General features: G+C 70.1%; 18 protein-coding genes. 13 read left to right on the forward strand and 5 right to left on the reverse strand.

Features of this window, described 5'->3' with window-relative positions:
• Nucleotides 1-15: 15 nt before the first annotated feature.
• The 8 genes from ACFVAJ_RS13735 to ACFVAJ_RS13770 all read left to right on the forward strand — a co-directional run bounded on the left by ACFVAJ_RS13735 (nt 16) and on the right by ACFVAJ_RS13770 (nt 8425).
• Complete coding sequence (locus ACFVAJ_RS13735) at nt 16-1317, forward strand: FAD-dependent monooxygenase (RefSeq protein WP_376944980.1); 1302 nt, start codon at nt 16-18, stop codon at nt 1315-1317.
• Complete coding sequence (locus tag ACFVAJ_RS13740; RefSeq protein WP_376944982.1) at nt 1314-1787, forward strand: nuclear transport factor 2 family protein; 474 nt, start codon at nt 1314-1316, stop codon at nt 1785-1787. Before ACFVAJ_RS13735 ends, ACFVAJ_RS13740 begins: the two co-directional genes overlap by 4 nt.
• Entirely contained in the window at nt 1784-2653 is an 870-nt protein-coding gene (locus ACFVAJ_RS13745; RefSeq protein WP_376944984.1) for a fumarylacetoacetate hydrolase family protein, read from the forward strand. The genes ACFVAJ_RS13740 and ACFVAJ_RS13745 overlap by 4 nt, the downstream gene beginning before the upstream one ends.
• Nucleotides 2650-3054, forward strand: coding sequence for a RidA family protein (locus ACFVAJ_RS13750; RefSeq protein WP_376944986.1), 405 nt, complete (start codon nt 2650-2652; stop codon nt 3052-3054). Before ACFVAJ_RS13745 ends, ACFVAJ_RS13750 begins: the two co-directional genes overlap by 4 nt.
• 125 nt (nt 3055-3179) lie before the next feature.
• Nucleotides 3180-4193: an ABC transporter permease gene (locus tag ACFVAJ_RS13755; protein ID WP_376944988.1), complete on the forward strand. Its 1014-nt coding sequence runs from the start codon at nt 3180-3182 to the stop codon at nt 4191-4193.
• Between the two features lie 65 nt (nt 4194-4258).
• On the forward strand, nt 4259-5428 hold the full coding sequence (locus ACFVAJ_RS13760) for a sugar ABC transporter substrate-binding protein (RefSeq protein WP_376944990.1): 1170 nt from the start codon (nt 4259-4261) through the stop codon (nt 5426-5428).
• On the forward strand, nt 5425-7095 hold the full coding sequence (locus ACFVAJ_RS13765; protein WP_376944992.1) for a sugar ABC transporter ATP-binding protein: 1671 nt from the start codon (nt 5425-5427) through the stop codon (nt 7093-7095). The genes ACFVAJ_RS13760 and ACFVAJ_RS13765 overlap by 4 nt, the downstream gene beginning before the upstream one ends.
• Nucleotides 7088-8425 carry a DUF3500 domain-containing protein gene (locus ACFVAJ_RS13770; RefSeq protein ID WP_376944994.1) on the forward strand — a complete coding sequence of 446 codons (1338 nt, stop codon included), beginning with the start codon at nt 7088-7090 and terminating at the stop codon, nt 8423-8425. The genes ACFVAJ_RS13765 and ACFVAJ_RS13770 overlap by 8 nt, the downstream gene beginning before the upstream one ends.
• Nucleotides 8426-8479: 54 nt before the next feature.
• Here the strand turns inward: ACFVAJ_RS13770 and ACFVAJ_RS13775 are convergent, their stop codons facing one another.
• Both ACFVAJ_RS13775 and ACFVAJ_RS13780 read right to left on the reverse strand, forming a co-directional pair.
• Nucleotides 8480-9160: a GntR family transcriptional regulator gene (locus ACFVAJ_RS13775; RefSeq protein WP_376944996.1), complete on the reverse strand. Its 681-nt coding sequence runs from the start codon at nt 9158-9160 to the stop codon at nt 8480-8482.
• A complete protein-coding gene (locus ACFVAJ_RS13780; protein WP_376944998.1) occupies nt 9160-10134 on the reverse strand; it encodes a LysR family transcriptional regulator in 975 nt (324 codons plus the stop codon). Before ACFVAJ_RS13780 ends, ACFVAJ_RS13775 begins: the two co-directional genes overlap by 1 nt.
• 126 nt (nt 10135-10260) lie before the next feature.
• Between ACFVAJ_RS13780 and hpaD the strand changes: the two genes are divergently transcribed.
• From hpaD to ACFVAJ_RS13805, 5 genes are all read left to right on the forward strand, one after another.
• Nucleotides 10261-11256: a 3,4-dihydroxyphenylacetate 2,3-dioxygenase gene (hpaD, locus tag ACFVAJ_RS13785; RefSeq protein ID WP_376945000.1), complete on the forward strand. Its 996-nt coding sequence runs from the start codon at nt 10261-10263 to the stop codon at nt 11254-11256.
• 1 nt (nt 11257) lies between these two features.
• Nucleotides 11258-12040 carry a fumarylacetoacetate hydrolase family protein gene (locus ACFVAJ_RS13790; protein WP_376945002.1) on the forward strand — a complete coding sequence of 261 codons (783 nt, stop codon included), beginning with the start codon at nt 11258-11260 and terminating at the stop codon, nt 12038-12040.
• Between the two features lie 171 nt (nt 12041-12211).
• On the forward strand, nt 12212-13135 hold the full coding sequence (locus ACFVAJ_RS13795; RefSeq protein ID WP_376945004.1) for a S1C family serine protease: 924 nt from the start codon (nt 12212-12214) through the stop codon (nt 13133-13135).
• Between the two features lie 95 nt (nt 13136-13230).
• On the forward strand, nt 13231-14970 hold the full coding sequence (locus ACFVAJ_RS13800) for a hypothetical protein (protein ID WP_376945006.1): 1740 nt from the start codon (nt 13231-13233) through the stop codon (nt 14968-14970).
• 185 nt (nt 14971-15155) lie between these two features.
• Nucleotides 15156-15347 carry a hypothetical protein gene (locus ACFVAJ_RS13805; RefSeq protein WP_376945008.1) on the forward strand — a complete coding sequence of 64 codons (192 nt, stop codon included), beginning with the start codon at nt 15156-15158 and terminating at the stop codon, nt 15345-15347.
• Nucleotides 15348-15555: 208 nt separating this feature from the next.
• Here ACFVAJ_RS13805 and ACFVAJ_RS13810 read toward each other — a convergent pair whose 3' ends face one another.
• Genes ACFVAJ_RS13810 through ACFVAJ_RS13820 form a run of 3 tightly spaced genes read right to left on the reverse strand, consistent with a single transcriptional unit; the run spans nt 15556 to nt 17928 of the window.
• Nucleotides 15556-16311, reverse strand: a complete 756-nt coding sequence (locus ACFVAJ_RS13810) for a DivIVA domain-containing protein (RefSeq protein WP_376945010.1) — start codon at nt 16309-16311, stop codon at nt 15556-15558.
• Nucleotides 16308-17519, reverse strand: a complete 1212-nt coding sequence (locus ACFVAJ_RS13815; RefSeq protein WP_376945012.1) for a globin domain-containing protein — start codon at nt 17517-17519, stop codon at nt 16308-16310. Before ACFVAJ_RS13815 ends, ACFVAJ_RS13810 begins: the two co-directional genes overlap by 4 nt.
• A 4-nt stretch (nt 17520-17523) precedes the next feature.
• Nucleotides 17524-17928, reverse strand: coding sequence for a group 1 truncated hemoglobin (locus ACFVAJ_RS13820; protein ID WP_376945014.1), 405 nt, complete (start codon nt 17926-17928; stop codon nt 17524-17526).
• Nucleotides 17929-18025 lie beyond the last annotated feature (97 nt).

Genomic DNA, 18025 nt, shown 5'->3' on the forward strand with positions numbered 1-18025 from the left:
AGAACAGAGGAGCACATGACCGACATCGCCATCATCGGTGCGGGCCCGGGCGGGCTCGTCACCGCCCTGCGGCTGCACCAAGCCGGGTTCAGCCCGACGATCTACGAGACCGTGCCCGAACTGAAACCGCTCGGCGTCGGGGTCGACATCAAGACGGTCGGCACGCGCGAGCTCGACGACCTCGGGGTGCTCGAGGAGTTCCGCGCGATCTCGGTCGACGCGGAGGACTCCATCTTCTTCAACCACTTCGGTCAGGAGATCTACGCCGAGAAGTGCGGCGTGCACATGGGCTACCTGCACGAGCAGCGGTTCGTGCATCGCGGCATCCTGCAGTTGCTGCTGTTCCGCACCGTGCTCGAGCGGCTCGGCGACGACGCGGTCGTGCTCGGCGCGCGCGTCGTGCGGTACAGCCAGGACGCCGATGGCGTCACGCTCGACCTCGAGCACCGCGACGGACGCACGGAGCAGGTGCGACACGGCGCCGTCGTCGCCGCCGACGGCATCAAGTCGGCCGTGCGCCGCCAGATGCACCCGAACCAGGCCGAGCCCGAGTTCTCGGGCATCACCATGTGGCGCGGCACGACGCTGCGCGAGCCGATCCGCGGCGGGCACACGATTCTGCACCTCGGCGACCCGCGAATCTCGACGATGATCGTCTACCCGATCGCCGAGGACTTCGAAGGCTCGGGCCTCGACCTCATCAACTGGGTCGTCGAGACCAACGGTGAGGAGACCGTCGAGGACTGGAACCAGGTCGCCGACCCCGAGCAGATCATCCCCGCGTTCGCCTCGCTGGAGCTGCCGTTCCTCGACGTGCAGCAGCTCATCCGCGACGCGCGCGAGGTCTACCTCTTCCCGCTCATCCGCCACTTCCCGCTCGACACGTGGGTCGACGGACGGGTCGTGCTGCTGGGCGACGCCGCCCACGCGATGTACCCGCGCGGCGGCAACGGCATCACCCAGGCGATGCTCGACGCCCGTGTGCTCACCGAGAAGCTCATCGAGCTCGGCGACCCGCGCGAGGCGTTCGCCGCGTACGATCGCGCCCGCCGCGAGATCGTGAACCGCATCGCCGACAGCATGCGCGGCGAGGGCTACGAGGTCATCCGCCGCATCGTGGCCGAGCGCACCGACGGGCAGCCCTTCGCCGACATCGAGCAGGTGCTGCCCCTCGCCGAGGCCGACGAGATCTTCTCGAAGTACCACGCGCTCGTCGGTGCCCCGCGCCCGGGGCACGAGGCGGGCGAGGCGACGGGCTTCCGCACCTGGGAGGTCGCCGCCGCCCAGGCCGGCACCGCCGAGGCGGGTCGCGCATGACCGTCATCAGAACCGCGGATGCCGCGGAACGCGACGCGATCCTCGCCCTTGAGGCGACCCGGCAGCGGGCGCTCGTCGACGGCGACGTCGACACGCTCGCCCGCATCTTCGACGACCGGCTCGTGCACATCCACGCGCCCGGCGTCGTGCACGACAAGGCCATGCTGCTCGAGCACGTCGGCACCCGCCGCGCCTATCGCTCGATCGAGCGCGGCGACCTCGAGATCCGGGTGATCGGGGAGGTCGCCGTCGTGACCGGCCCGATCGTGAACGAGCTCGCGAACCCCGACGGCAGCACGCGCACACAGCACGGGGTCGTCACCCAGGTCGTCGTGCGCGATGGCGAGGCGGATGCCGCGTGGCGCTTCCTCAACTTCCAGCTCACGCCGCGCGGCGAGGAGGTGTGGGGCAAGCTCCCCTCCGAACAGCGGGCCGCGACCGGTGAGGTCGAGAAGGAGGCTGCACGATGAAGCTCGCCAGGTTCAGCATCGACGGCGGCGAACCGCGCATCGGCCGCGTCGACGACGACGTGCTCGTCGATGTCTCGGACGTGCCGGGCGTCGGCACGTCGCTCCGGGCGATCCTGCCCGACCTCGAGTCGCTCGCTCCCGTGATCCGGGCGGCCGACGGCCCTGCCTATGCACTCGCCGACGTGCGGCTCCTGCCGCCCATCGACGACCCGCAGAAGTACCTCGGCATCGGCATGAACTACCGGGAGCACGCCGAGGAGGCGCGCGCCGCGGGCATCCCCATTCCGACGAGCCAGCTGTGGTTCAACAAGCAGGTCACCTGCCTGAACGGCCCGTACGGCGACATCGTGAAGCCCGACGTCTCCGACGAGCTCGACTACGAGATCGAGCTCGGTGTGGTCATCGGCCGCGAGTGCCGGCACGTCTCGGTCGAGGACGCCCGATCGGTGATCGCGGGATATGTCGTGGCCAACGACGTGTCGGTGCGCGACTGGCTGCAGAAGCGGTCGCCCACGTTCACGCTCGGCAAGTCGTTCGACACGCACGGGCCGATCGGGCCGTGGCTCACGACCGACGACGAGATCGCCGACCCGCTCGACCTGCGCATGACGCTGTCGGTCAACGGCGAAGTGCGTCAGGACTGGCGCACCGACGACATGATCTACGACGTCTACGAGCAGATCGCGTACCTGACGCAGGTGTTCACGCTGAAGCCGGGCGACATCCTCGCCACCGGCACGCCTGCAGGCATCGGTGCACCGACGGGCGACTTCCTCAAGGTCGGCGATGTCGTGCGAGCCGAGATCGAGGGGCTCGGCGTCATCGAGAATCGGGTCGTCGAAGAATCGATCGTGGTGCACCCGTGACCCGCATCACGATCGAGATCGACGGGTTCGTGCACGAGAACCCGGTGCCGGCCGCGTGCCGCATCGGCCCGTTCGTCCAGTCGGGCGTGCTCACGGCCCGCGATCCGCGCACGGGCGAGATCCCAGAGGACCTCGACACCCAGGTGTCGCTCGTGTTCGAACGGGTGCGCGAGGTCATGGCGGCGGCGAGCGGCGGCGTCGGAGACATCCTGAAGCTCACGTTCTGGGTGGCCGACCACCGGGAACGGGAGGCCATCAACCGCGAATGGGTCGCGATGTTCCCGGATGCCGCGGACCGGCCGGCGCGTCGGGTGATGGCCGCGCCGCTCGATCGGGGTTCGCTCGTGCAGGCCGAACTCACCGCGGTGATCGAGGAGCGCCCGAGGGGCCGCATCCGATGACCGCAATCAAGCAGGAGATCGCATATGATCTCACACACGAAACTCAGTCCGGGCATGCGCCCGGCTCGACCGACCGCACGACGAACGTGCGACGCAATGGTGCGAGGACGGGAGCAGGAACCCCCATGACGAACACGAAGACCAGCCCCAACGAGACGGTCGCCATCGCGACCGCTCGCGAGACGCAGCCCCGATCGTGGATCGGCTGGGCGTCGTCCCGCTTCTCGGTGATCGTCGTCTGGATCCTGCTCATCGCGATCTTCGCCGTGCTGCGGCCCCAGAACATGTTCCACGCGGGCACGTGGGCGTCCATCTTCGGCGGGCAATCCGACCTCGTGTTCCTCTCCGCGGCGCTGCTGTGCACGATCATCGTCGGCGAGTTCGTCGACATGTCGGTCGCATCGAACTTCGGCCTCGCATCGATCCTCACGGTCGTGCTCAACGTGAACCACGGGTGGAACGTCTGGGTCGCCGCGCTGTTCGCGATCGCGATCGCGACCCTCGCGGGCCTCATCAACGGACTGCTGGTGGTGCGGCTGGGCGTCAACACGATCGTCGTCACCCTCGGCATGGGAACCGTGCTGCTCGGCATCGCAAGCTGGGCGAGCAACCTGCAGCCGGTGAGCGGCCTGCCCGCCGAGTTCTCGAAGGTCGCGACCACCACGTTCGGCGGTCTGCCCACGACCTTCTACCTCGCGCTCGTGCTCATGCTCGGCTTCGCCTACCTGCTGCAGTTCACGCCACTCGGCCGCAACATGCGCTTCGTCGGCGAGAACCGCGAGGTCAGTCGCCTCGCCGGCGTGCGCGTCAACCGCATCCGCATCGGCGCGTTCGTCTCCGCGGGCGTCATCGCCGGGCTCGGCGGCGTGCTCTCGGCCGCGTACTTCGGCGGCGCCGAAGCCATGACCTCGCAGACGTACATGCTCCCCATGTTCGCGGCGACGTTCCTCGGCACCGCGATCTTCCAGCCGGGCCGCTTCAACCCGCTCGGCACGCTCGTGGCCGTGTACTTCCTCGCGACCGGCGTGCTCGGCCTCAAGTTCCTCGGCGCGAGCCCCGCGATCTCGAACATCTTCTACGGCGGCGTGCTGATCATCGCGGTCAGCATCTCCACCGTGCTCCATCGCCGTACCAGGTAGGCGACCCGGCAACACCCCGCAAGTCCCTGTCCGAACTGTCAACGTCGTCACGTAAGGAACACCGCATGAACGCATCATCCGCCCGCCGCATCAGGGGCCTCGTGGCCGCAGGCGCGGTCGCCGTCAGCGCACTCGCACTGGCCGGTTGCGCCGAGCCCGGCAACGCCACCTCGCCCTCGGCGTCGGCCGCGGCCGGGAGCGGCGACTCCGACCTCGACGCCGCCCTCGCGGCCGTCTCCGCACCGCTCGACGCGTACCCGGTGCCGACCGAGGCGGTCGACGGCGTCGCCGATCTCGCCGGCAAGACCGTCTACTACGTTCCCGTCACGCTGCAGTCGCCGCAGTTCAGCATCGTGAGCGCACAACTCACCGAGGCCCTCGAGACCGTCGGCATCTCGGTGCAGGTGTGCGACGGCAAGGGCAACCCGAGTGACATCGGCTCGTGCATCGGCCAGGGCACCCAGGCCGGAGCCGCCGCGATCGTCACCGACGCCGTGCCATACGGCCTCGCGGCCAACGCGCTCGACGCGGCCCAGGCGGCCGGCATTCCCGTCGTCATCTCGAACCAGATCCCCGACGACAGCCACCCCGCCTCCGAGACCCTCGGCTACGTGCCTGCGGGCGGCTCCGACCAGGAGATCGCGATCGCGCAGTGGATCACGAAGGACTCGGGCGGCACCGCGAACATCCTCATCAACCGCACGGCCGACGGCCCCTCGCAGAAGGCCTACGTGCAGGCCGGCACCGACGAGCTCGACGAGATCTGCCCCGACTGCACCTACACGATCAACGACGTGTCGTCGTCGAACTTCCCGCAGGTCACCCCGTCGGTGAGCGCCGCGCTGCTGAACGACCCCACCATCGGGTACGTCGTGAACGACTTCGCGCAGTTCCTGCAGCCCACCCAGGGTGGCGTGCAGGCCGCCGGCATGATGGAGTCCGTCAAGGGCGTGACCGGCTCGGCCGGCATCGGCGCCCTCCAGGCGCTCGCGTCGAACACGTACCTCTACGCCGCGACCGGTCAGGCCAACGCCTACCAGGGCTGGGTCGAGGCCGACCTCGCACTGCGCCTCATGACCGGCTCGGCGGTGCCCGAGTACACCATCCCGGTGCGCCTCTTCACGCGCGAGAACATCGGCGACGTGACCCTCACCGAAGAGGCCGAGGCCTCCGGCGAATGGTTCGGCCCGACGACGTTCCGCGAGGACTTCGAAGCGCTGTGGGGTGTTGCATGACCCTCGGCACCACCATCGGGGAGCGGGCGGCAGCGCCCGCTCCCCGGGGCGCCCGCCTCACGGTCGAATCGCTCTCGAAGACGTTCGGCCGCACGCGGGTGTTGAAGGACATCACGTTCGACGTGCGCCCCGGCGAGGTGCACGCGCTCGTCGGGCAGAACGGGTCGGGCAAGTCGACCGTCGCGAAGATCCTCTCGGGCCTCTACACACCCGACGAGGGCGGCGTCGTCTCGTTCGAGGGCAGCCCCTTCGACCTGCCCGTCACCCCGCACGACGCCCGCGCCCGCGGCATGGCGATCGTGCACCAGAGCCTCGGCCTCGTCGACTCGTTCACGGTGCTCGAGAACCTGCGCGTCGGTCGCCTGACGCCCACCGGCCCGTTCCGTCGCATCGACTGGAAGCGCGAGCGCGCGGCATCCCAGGCGGTCTTCGACCGCATCCAGCGCTCGGTGCCGCTCGATGCGCTCGTCGGCGACCTCAGCGAGGAGGACCGCGCCATCGTCGCGATCGCCCGCGCGCTGCAGGATGCCACGCCCGGCAAGGGCCTCATCATCTTCGACGAGTCGACGCGGGCACTCGGCCGCCGCGCCCTCGAGGGCTTCTTCACGCTGCTCGACGAGATCGTCGCGACCGGCACCGCGGTGCTGCTCATCACGCATCGCCTCGAGGAGGTGGTCGACGCGGCCGACCGCGTGACCGTGCTGCGCGACGGTGCCGTGGTCGAGTCGGGTCGCGAGGTCGCCGGCATGACCGAGGCCACGCTCACGGGCCTGATCCTCGGTCGCGAGCTCATCGACCTCGGCGACCGCGCCCCGCTGCCCGGCCTGACCGGCGACCCGGTCGCGGTCGCCGGCGTCACGGGCCTCGGCGTGCACGACGTGGCCTTCGAAGTGCGCCCGGGAGAGGTGCTCGGCCTCACGGGCCTCGCCGGCTCGGGCTACGACGACGTGCCGTACCTGCTCGCGGGCGTCTCGAAGGCGACCTCGGGCGATGTGGCCCTCGCGGGATCGACCATCGGCCTCACGGGGCTCACTCCGAGCGACTCGATCGCCGCCGGCATCTCGCTCGTTCCCGAGGGCCGTGAGCACAGCGGCATCGCCGCGGGCATGTCGGTCTCCGAGAACATCGCGTTCCCGCAGACCTCGCGCGCGAAGCGCGGCCTGCTGCCGTTCTCGTCGCGTGGCGAACGCTCGCTCGCCGACGAGTGGATCGGACGCCTCGACGTGCGCCCGCCCCGCCCCGATGCGATGGTCGGCACGCTCAGCGGCGGCAACCAGCAGAAGGTGTTCGTGGCCAAGTGGCTCGCGACCGACCCGAAGCTGCTGCTCCTGCACGAGCCCACGCAGGCGGTCGACATCGGCGCACGCCACATCATCGGCGCCGCCATCCGGGATGCCGCGGAGACCGGTACCTACGTCGTCGTCGCCGGCTCCGACGAGAACGAGCTCGCCCTCGTGTGCGATCGCGTGCTCGTCTTCGCCGACGGCGGGATCCAGCGCGAGCTCACCTCGCCCATGACGCCCGACGACATCGTCGCCGCGATCTACACGAACGGAGCGCGTGCGCGCCTCCGGCAGCGCGCGGGGGCAGATGCCCCCGGCTCTGCCGAGGGTGCCGATTCGCCGGCGTCGCCCGCAGCACCGACGGAGGCCTCTGCTGATGACTGATGACCGCGACATCGACGGCTTCTTCTCGGAGGCGCGCGTGAGCGCCCGCGACGAGGCGGTGGAGCTCGACGACGGCAGCTTCCGAGACCACCTGTACCCGCTCGACGGCGACGAACTCGCCCCCTGGCGGGGAATGTCGTACGAGGAGTTCACGGCCGCCCGGCAGGGCAACGAGTTCCTCCAGGCGCTGCTGCGCGACTGGGACGCGCTCTACGACGAGCCGTTCACCGGCATCACGTCCGGTGGCGTCGTCTGCCGCGAGGTGTGGGCGGATGCCGCATCCGCACCAGGCTCGTCCGGTGGCCCGGTCGGGCTCGCGGTCGCGTCCGGCGACCCCGCACTCGTGGCCGCCGCCGAGCATGTGCTCGCCGAGCTGCCCGGCGACCTGCGCGAGCGCGCGCAGTACGACGTCGACGCCCCCGACTGGCGCGGCTGGAGCAACCCCGAGTTCGTGTTCCACCGCAACGGGCTTCGGCTCGAGGACCTCTCCGACCGGCAGGTCGCGGCGATCCTGGGCCTCGTCGAGGCATCCCTCAGCCCTGAAGGATTCGCGCAGGTGCGCGAGGCGATGGCGCTCAACGGCTACCTCGGCGAGCTCACCGGACTGCCGACGATCATGAACGAGCGCAGCTACTGGTTCTCGCTCTTCGGCACTCCCACGACTGACGGCCCCTGGGGTTGGCAGCTCTTCGGCCACCACGTCGCGCTGAACTTCGTGACGGTCGGCGGACGCGACGTCATCGCGCCGGTCTTCATCGGCGCCGAGCCCGCGCTCTCCGACGGCGCCCGCCCGCCTCTGTTCGACGAGCGCGAGCACCTCGCGCTCGAACTGGCGGGCTCGCTCACGCCCGAGCAGCGCGCCGAGGCCGTGGTGTTCGCGTCGGTGCTCGACCCGGCCATGCCCGAGGGCCGCCTGCACCCGGCCGACGAACGCCACGTCGCGGGAGCCTTCCGCGACAACCGCGTGGTGCCCTACGAGGGCATTCCGGTGTCGCGATTGAATGCGGTGCAGCAGGCGCTCGTGCGCCGCATCGTGGCCGACTTCCATGCACTGCTGCGTGAACCCCAGAGGGCGGAGATGCTCGCCTGCTACGACGCGCACCTCGACGAGACGTGGTTCTCCTGGTACGGCGCGACCGACGGCAGTGAGCCCGTGTACTTCCGCATTCAGAGCCCGGTCGTGATCGCCGAACTCGACAATCACGCGGGCGTGTGGCTCGCGAACCGCCTTCCCGCGCGCTTCCACGTGCACACCACCCTGCGCCTGCCGAACGGCAACGACTACGGGCGCGCGTGGATCGCGCAATGGCGTGGGGGCGGCGACGCCTGACCGCCGTGGGGCCGGAGCAGATCGCCCTTCGGAATCGGATTCGGGGTCAGGCCCTCACGCCAGCAGTGACTCGCTCGGGCTGTGCCCCGCGAGCGCGGCGTCGTAGGTCGTGACCGCGATGAGCGTGTTGACCTCGTGGTCTCGGGCGGCCGCCTCGATCTCGTCGGGCTCGGCACCGCTCTCGATGAGCGCGACGAGGTTCTCGTGCTCGGCGACCGAGGCCTGCGCACGGCCGGGCGCGTGCCAGTAGGCCGATCGGCGGATGAAGTCGAGTCGCGCCCACTCGGTGGCGAGCAGATCGTTGAGGCGCGGGTCGTCGCACTTCGAGCAGAGCACCTCATGGAAGCGTCGGTTGAGCCGCCCGAAGAGGTTGGTGTCGAATCCGGCGAGCGCGTCGGCCATCTGGGCGTTGAACGCCCTGGCTTCGGCGAGATCGTCGGCCGTCAGGTGCGGCGCGGAGACCGCGGTCGCCAGTCCTTCGAGCCGGGCGAGCAGGCGGATGGTCCGCTCGAACGCCTGCGCGTCGAACGTACGCACGAGGGCGCCGACGTTGGGCACGATCTCGACCCACCCCTCGGCCTCGAGCCGGCGCAGCGACTCGCGCCACGGCCCCGAGCTGATGCCGTGCTCGCGCACGAGCTGATCGATGACGAGCCGGTACCCCGGCCCGTAGGTGCCATCGGTGATGCGCGCCTTGAGGACGGTGTACGCCTGCTCTGCCTTGCTCGCTGCCATCATCGGTCCTCTCGCGCGTTCGTCGATTGTATGGGAAATCGCACACGATCTGGGTCGTCCACGACGGAATCGGCGGATGTCGCGGAGACGAGTTCGAGCAGGCTGCCCACCACAGGGTCCGCCGCGGCACCGCGGCGCGCGATCACGAGCGCACGCAATGGCGCGGGGGAGGGCGCGGTCGCGCGCACGACGATGTCGAATCGGCCGACGCTCGCGCGGTCGGCGTCGGGAAGCAGCGCCGCACCTAGACCGGCCTCCACGAGCGGAACCATGTTCTGGATGGTCGGAACCGTGCGCACCTCGCGGGGGACGACGTCGAGCCGCAGGAACTCGGCCTCGACGAGCTCGGGCAGGCTCGGCACCGCGGCCGTGCGTTGGGGGAGCAGCACGATGCGGTCGTCGAACCAGTGCAGCGGCAGCGGGTCGGGCGCCTCGGTGCCGGGTGGCAGCGCGGCGACGAGGGGCACGGCGCCCCAGTCGCGGATCTCGAAGGCATCGCCGTGCCGAGCGACGAACCGCTTGGGGTCGGCGACGAGGATGGCCGCGACGTCCGCCCGCCCGTTGACGACCAGATCGATCGCGGTCCACGGCGGCGGGTCGACGAGTCGGATCTCGAGGTCGGGGGCGCCGGAGGCGACCTCGCGGAGCAGGCGCGGGATGCGATGCCAGATGAGCGCGGGCACGGCGGCGACCGTGAGGACGCCGCTGCCGCGCCCGGCCGAGCGACGCACGGTCGCGACGATCTCGTCGACCTCGCCGAGCACGCGGCCCGAAGACTCGAGCAGCGACCTGCCGGCGCTCGTCGGTTCGACGCCGCGTGAGGTGCGGACCAGCAGCGGCGTGCCGAGCTCGGTCTCGAGCTGGGCGATGGCGACGCTGAGCGGTGGCTGCGACATGTGCAGCGCCTTCGCGGCGGCCGTCAGCGATCCGGCCTCGACGACGGCGAGGAAGTACCGCAGGTGACGCAGTTCCATGGGTTGAGCCTATCGTGGCATCCTTTCAATAGCGCTTGCCTATGGCTGACAGAGCGCATCGGTAGTTCCGTGAACGACCGCGCGTTGCGAGCCTTGAAGTGTTCGACACTCGGAAGGACTCCCGCCATGCTGCCCACCCGGAACCAGACTCCGCCGTTCGCGATCACGCGCGCCGGCCACGTCGCACTCGCCGTGACCGACCTCGAGGCGAGCCGCGACTTCTACCGCGACACGATCGGCCTCGTCGTCACCGAGGAGACCGACGATGTCGTCTACCTGCGCGGTCTCGAGGAGGCCTCCCACCACAGCCTGCGGCTCGAACTCGCCGCCGAGGCGAAGGCGCTCGCGGTCGGCCTGCGCGTGCGCACCGACGACGACATCGTGGCCGCCGAGCGGCACTTCGCGGCCACGGGCATCGACTTCGAGCGCGTCGAGGTCGACCACCAGGGGCCGACGATCCGGTTCCGCGACCCGGTCGGCACGCACATGGAGCTCACCTCATCGATGGACGTCGTCGAGCGCAGGATGCAGCAGTACGACGAGTTCGTCGCGGGTGCACCGCAGCGCCTCGACCATTTTCAGGTCGTCACCTACGACGTGCAGGCCGCGACCGACTTCTGGACCGGGCTCGGCATGCGCATGAGCGAGTACACCGCGACCGACGGCACCGACGAGCTCTGGGGCACTTGGATGGAGGTCAAGGGCAACACCCACGACCTCGTCTTCACCAACGGCCGTGGCCCGAGGCTGCACCACTTCGCGTACACGGTGCCGGATGCGGCATCCCTCATCCATGCGGCGGATGTCGCGGGCGCGACCGGCTTCGGACAGGAGATCGATCGCGGGCCCGGGCGTCACGGCATCAGCAACGCCCTGTTCCTCTACCTGCGCGACCCCGACCAGCACCGCATCGAGCTCTTCACCACCCACTACCAGTTCATCGACCTCGAGGCCGAGCCGATCCGGTGGGATGTCTCGAACCCGCAGCGTGCGCAGCTGTGGGGCATGCCCGCATCGCGTCGCTGGTTCTTCGAGGCGAGCGAGTTTCCCGGCGAGCTCGTGCACGAGCCGCTCGTGACGGCGAGCCCGGCGACTCTCGAGGACTTCCTCGGAGTGCACTGAGGTGCTCGCGCGCAACGACATCCTGGCGATCGCGGATGAACTGCACGCCGCGCACGAGACACGCGCGGTGCTGCCGAGGCTGACGGCGCGGCATCCCGACATGACCGTCGAAGACGCCTATGCCGTTCAAGCGGAATGGGCCGGCCGCCGAGTCGCGGCCGGTCATCGCGTGATCGGCCACAAGATCGGCCTCACCTCCAAGGTCATGCAGGCCGCGACCGGCATCATGGAGCCGGACTACGGCGTGATCTTCGACGACCAGTTGCTCGAGTCCGGGGCGCTCATCGAGCATGCGGGTTTCAGCAGTGTGCGGGTGGAGGTCGAGCTCGCGTTCGTTCTGGGCGAGGCCGTGACGGCGCCCGCGACGGTGTTCGACGTGCTGCGTGCGACCGAGTACGTCGTTCCTGCGCTCGAGATCCTGAACTCGCACGTCGAACTCGAGGGCCGCACGATCGTCGATACCATCTCCGACAACGCGGCGCTCGGGGCCGCGGTGTACGGCGGTCGGCCGGTCGCACCGGATGAGATCGACCTCCGATGGGTCTCGGCGGTGCTTTCGCGCAACGAGGGCATCGAGGAGTCCGGTGTCTCCGCGGCGGTGCTCGGGCATCCCGCGCTCGGCGTCGCGTGGCTTGCGACCAAGCTGGCCCGGCACGGCTCCGGACTCGCCGCCGGAGAGTTCGTGCTCGCAGGCTCGTTCACGCGGCCCATGTGGGTCGAGCCGAGCGACACGGTTCACGCCGACTTCGGCCCATTGGGGGCGGTGACCTGCCGGTTCACCTGACGTTGCCGACCACCAGCGTCCTGAGCGCGAGGTGCTCCTCCTCGATGCGCGCGGTGAGCGAGGAACCGGTGCCGTCGGCGATATCCCCGCGTTGCGTTCGGTGGGCCGTCGTCACCTCCGCTCTGCGCGAACCTCGGCCCCAAGTGCCTCCCGCGGGTCGAGACTGGCTGCATGGACGACAGCGACGCTCTCGACGCCTACTCGGCCGCGGTCGTGCGTGTCGCCGAGACGGTGCTGCCGTCGATCGCGGCGGTGAGCGTGCGCACCGCGGCGGGCGCCGGTGCCGGCAGTGCCTCGGTGATCAGCACCGACGGCCGCCTCCTGACGAGCGCCCACGTCGTCGTGGACGCGTCCGCGGTCGAACTCGCGTTCGCCGACGGCAGTTCGACCTCGGCCGAGGTGGTCGGCGCCGATGTGCTCTCCGACCTCGCGGTGCTGCGCGCGACGGGGCCGACACCTGGCCCGGTGCCGCTCGGCGACGCGACGCGGTTGCGCGTCGGACAGCTCGTCGTGGCCCTCGGCAACCCGCGCGGGCTCGCCGGCAGCGTCACCGCCGGCATCGTCTCAGCACTCGGCCGTTCGCTGCCGACCGGCGTGGGCCGGGTAATCGACGAGGTGATCCAGACGGATGCCGCGCTCAATCCCGGCAGCAGCGGGGGAGCGCTCACCGACAGCGCGGGGCGGCTTGTCGGCGTCAACACCGCGGTCGCCGGCTTCGGGCTCGGGCTCGCGGTGCCGATCAACGCCACGACCCTCAGCATCATCGAGAAGCTCACGGCAGACGGGCGCGTGCGTCGGGCGTGGCTGGGCGTGGCCGGGGCGAAGGTGCCGTTGAGCCCCGAGGCCGCCGCACGGGTCGGATCGCCCACCGGCATGCAGGTCATGTCGACGGTCGTCGGCAGCCCGGCCGCGCTTGCCGGAGCACGCAGGGGCGACATCGTCATCACGATCGACCGCATCCCGGTGTTCGACCCGACCGGCGTGCAGCGGCTCATGGTCGAGGACGCGATCGGCCGCCGTATGGAGATGACCGTGCTGCGCAACGGGGCACTCGTCGATCTCGTGGTCGAGCCCGAAGAGCTGCACAGCCGTTGACGAGGTCGGCGCACGCTTGACCACAGCCCATCACGGTGCCACGCTCGCACTGTCGGGCGGATTCGCCCGCGGTCGGCAGCTCGGGGGGCGAGCAGATGACGAAACGATTCCTTCACGCGTTCGAACGTCTCGATGACGCGGTCGTCGCGGAGATCCTGACCAACAAGCTCAGCGACGAGTCCTACGAGGGGGTCTGGAGCCGGGTGCGAGACCCGATCTACATCTTCGCGGACCACAACATGGACGGCGCGAAGATGACCCACCACGGTGGGACCATCGCCGGCACGGCCACCGGCGTCCCCGTGCAGCTGCTCTTCTGGGGTTCGTGGTGGAACGGCCCGGGGAGCGGCATGAAGGGGGAGATCATCGCGCAGACCCATCGGCTGCTCGCGTCCCGCTACTTCACGCAGCTCGTGCAGTACGGGATTCCGCGAGCGCCGGTCTGGCGTGGCGCGATGACCGTGATCTCGCCGGGCCCGCCGATGAGCGGCAGCGGGACGGAGACGATGCGCGCCACACTCGACATGGTCGACGACCTGCTCGACGACGACGTGTTCCCCGATCCCGACGACGGCCCGCGCATCGCGTTCGTCGTCCTGCTTCCCGACGGCTACGTGGTCACCGACGGCGGTCTCGGCGCGCACTGGCACGACTACGACTTCGACGGGCCGTTCGACTCCGACGAGTACTGGGCAGGCTGGGTGCTGCTCGCCGACGCCGTCGGCTCGGCGCCCGACGAGACCGTGGTCACGGTCGCGCACGAGATCGCCGAGATCGTGACCGACCCCGAGGGCGACGGCTGGCACACCGAGGTCAACAGCGGTGCGAACGAGATCGTCGACGCCGGCCAGTCGCCGCGGCCCGGAAATACACCGTGGACGGCGAACGCCACCGACCAGACCGCCTACACCGACGACGTCAAGCTGCAGGCCTACTGGTCGAATGCGCACGGCCGCACGGTGATCCCCGTCAACGAGGGCTACGCCGCACGGCTGCGCGTGAAGCTCCGCGAGACGTCGCGCCGCACGCTCGGTGAGGGCACGTTCCGGCCTGGCAAGGGCGGGCTCTCCTTCTGCATCGCGGACCGCGACTATTGGTGGAAGACCTCCGCCCTCGATGAGCGGATCCACGTGCGCTTCGACGCGACCGGATTCCGCACCGCGAAGACCTCCGCGTGGACGATCAACGGGCACGCACTCAGCGCAGCCTCGGGGACGATCACGCTCTCCGTGACAGTTCAGGGCTTCAGCGGAAAGGAGCCCGACGAGTATCCGGCCTCCGTCGTGCTGGGGTACGCGGTCACGTCGAACGGCCTCGACATCACCGTCACGGGGGTCACCGGCGGATTCCCGATCACCGTCGGCTGTGCGATCACGGATGCCGACGTCACGGGCAACGTGCTGTCGCAGCCGACAGCGAGGCCGAGTGTCCTCATCGGCGTCCGCGGGGCTGTCGTGGAGATCGATCCGTCGTACACGCGCCAGTTCGAGGGGTGTCTGAAGGTCTTCCTCCGCCGCTACCAGGAGATGTACAACCCGACGCGCCGTCCACGGCCGGGCGATCCGCTGCCCTTCGACATCGAGCTGATCCGACAGCGGCTGCGCGTCCAGACGCCGCAGGAGGAGTGGGACCGGGTGCGCAGGGTCGCCGATGGCATCACCGCCGCCTTCGCGATGCTGGAGCACGATGAAGCTCGCGAGTACTCGATGGCGCTGCTGCAGGGGTTGCCTACGCTGAGCTCGCCGTTCACCATCGAGGAGCTCGAGGGCGGGTTTGTGCCACTGAAGGTGCACACGGTCGAGCAGGACGGGATGACAGAGCCGCGGGCCGACTAGACCCGCATGCCGTCGTCCGCAGCCGAGGGCAACTGCACCTTCCACAAGGTGTCGGCCCCGCCCGGCCGCGCGTACACTGAGCGGCGATCGCCGGGGTCGCGCTCGGGCGGTCACTGCCGGTTCGTCGGCTGGCCGCCCGGTGCGGTCACCCCGAGCTGCGATCCACCCTTCCCAGGAGGTGCGAGATGACCGACAGGAACTCCAACGCGGGATGCTTCGCCGGAGGCGGCGCCATCTACGGGCTCGGCGTCGTCGGCGCCTGGGTGTTCTTCTTCCAGCGGGCCGACGAGTTCTGGCTGTTCATCTGGGCGTTCTTCCAGGGCATCTTCTGGCCCGCCTTCATGGTCTACGAGCTCTTCACGCAGCTCGTGAGCTAGCTGTACCGAGTCGGGAGGGGCAGGGGTCTCCGTGGCCGTCGTGTCCGATGACAGCGATGGGTCGGAGAAGGGGGCCGAACCGGCCGTACCTGACGAAGCACTCCGAGCTGCGTCCCGAGCCGGGTTCCGGCCGGGCCGCAGCGCGGACCGGCGTGGTTGCCCGCGCATGCGGTGCGGCCGACGCCTCCGTCGGCCGCACCGAGCGCGGTCAGGGCTTGATGTACGTCTGCCGCTGGATGGCGGGCTCTGGCGGCACCGCCGGCAGCCAGTCGGGCTCGTCGTCGATGCCGTCGTGGTCATCGGATGCATCCTCCGGATTGCTCGCGGGGGCGCTTCGGGGCTGCGGCAACGAGCCGAGCCGGTCGACCTGCTCGGCGAGGGCCTCGAGCACCGACCGCAGCTGCACCTGCGCGACCTTCGCGTAAGTACGCACGTACTCGATCTCGGGCATCGAGCCGTGCGATGCGGCGGCGGGTTGGGCGGCACCGGCCACGGCGTGCGCCTCTTCGGCGCGCGCGGCGCGCTCGAGCACGTCGCGGTACTCCTCGCGCGCGGCGAGCACGAGGTCTCGCGCGTACTGCTCGGCGTCGGCGACCGCGCGGTCGGCGATCGTCTGCGCCTGCGAGAGCAGGTCGACGGCGCCGAGCGTGACCTCCTCGTCGTGCTTCGCCTCGGCGGTGGAGCTGAGTCGCGCATTCTCGGCGCGCAGTGCGTCGATCTCGCGGCGATCATGCTCGGCCGCGGCACGCACGGTGTCGATCGCCTCGTTGAGCTCGGCGAGGAACTCGTCGATCTCGGAGCGGTCGTAGCCCGCCCCGATGTGGCGCACGGTGAACTTCGCCGGGTCGGTCTTGGGAAGCCGGGCGATGGCATGGGCGAGGTCGACCACAGGGACAGGGTCGGGCGCGGGCGTCGGCGTCGGAAGGGCGTCGGGTTGCAGTTCGTTGTCGGGGTCGGGCGTCATCGTGCACTTCCCAATCGTTCGGCGGGCTGCGCTGACGGCTGCCCATCTCGGATGTCGCGACGGGGGCCGCTCGCACCGTCGTCTTCGAGCGTCGCGAACTGCTCGAATCGGAGATCACCGGCCTTCAGGCCGGCGCTGCGGAGTTGCGTGAGCGTGTGCCGCACCATGGCGGGGGAGCCGCAGACCATCGCCAGGGCGTCGGGACGAAGCCCCTCGGCCACCGCGACCTCGCCGACCAGCCCCGTGCGACCCGGGTAGCTCGGGTCGTCGGAGACGACCGGCGTGTAGGTGAACCAGGGCCGGCCCGCGAGGCTCTGCAGCAGGCGGTGCTCGTACAGGTTCCACGGCACGCGTGCCCCGTGGAAGAGGTGGACGCGGGGGGCCCGGCCCGTTTGCTGCCAGTCGAGGTCGATGCGCTCCAGGTGCGCGCGGAGCGGCGCGAACCCGGTGCCTCCGGCGACCATCAGCAGATCGCGCCCCTGCTCGTCGGAGGAGAGGGTGAGCTCGTTGCCGACGGGCGCCCCGAGGCGCAGCACGTCGCCGGCCTTGAGCTTGCGGACGATCGCGCTCGACACCTGGCCGCCCGGCACGAGCTGCACGTGGAACTCGAGCGAGCCGTCGGGCCGGGGCGCGTTCGCGATGCTGAGATACCGCCACAGGCGAGGGGCGTAGCTCGTCTCGACCGCGACCGACTGACCGGGCTCGAAGGCCAGCGCGGGCTCGGGGCGCACCTGCACGATCGCGAGCTCCATGCTCCGTCGTTCGACGGCGGTGACCAGGCCCTCCCAGAAAGCCGGGCTGTCGCTCTCCGACTCCTCGGCGGCCTGCACCATCGCGGTGGCGATGACGCCGTACGCCGCGGCCCAGTCTGCCGCGAGCTCGGGCGTCCACTGCTCACCGAGGAAGTGCTTCAGCGTCGTGAGCAGCGAGAGGCCGACCGCGTCGTAGTGTCCCGCGACCACCTGGAAGCGCCGGTGATCGCGACCGAGCTGCTGGATGAACGCGGTGACCTCGTCGAGCTGGTCGACGTTCGACACGATGCGTCCCAGCGCGCCGACGAGCCGGTCGCGCTGGGTCGCCATCGATACCGGGAACATCCCCCGCAGTTCGGGGTGGGTGTAGAAGAGGTGCGAGTAGAAGAACAGCGGCACCTCGTCGCCGAGCGACTCGGCGAGCGACCAGCTGTGCTTCAGTGCGGCGGTGTCCACCGCATCACTCCTGCGTCGAGGTGACCTCGACGATGTCGGGTTGCGTCGCCGCGACCGCGCTCACGGTGCGGTCGATGATCTCGGCCGGCACGCCCGCCTCGGTCAGCGCGGTCACGAGGTGCCCCGCGACGGCCGCGAAGTCGTCGGCGGAGATGCCCATGCCGGCGTGCGCCGTGCGCACGTCGCGGCCCTCGTAGACGACCGGCCCGCCCATCACGTGCGAGACGAGCGCGACCTGATGCCGCTTGAGGCGGACCATCTCGATGCCGTCGAAGTAGCGCACGAGGTCGTCGTCGCCGAGCACCAGCTCGTAGAAGCGGTTGACCACCGCGGTGATCGCCGGGGCACCGCCGACTGCGGCGTAGTCGCTGAGGGCTTCGGGCTCGGTCTGCAGGGTGGAGGAACTCATCGTCGGGTCCAATCGTCGTGCCGATAGGGGGCGCACCCTTCCTAGCAGACGAGGTCTCGCAGAGCCAAGACGAAGGCCCGGATCGGCCTCGCGCAGC

The organism is Agromyces sp. NPDC057679, from assembly GCF_042799635.1.
Lineage (GTDB): Bacteria > Actinomycetota > Actinomycetes > Actinomycetales > Microbacteriaceae > Agromyces.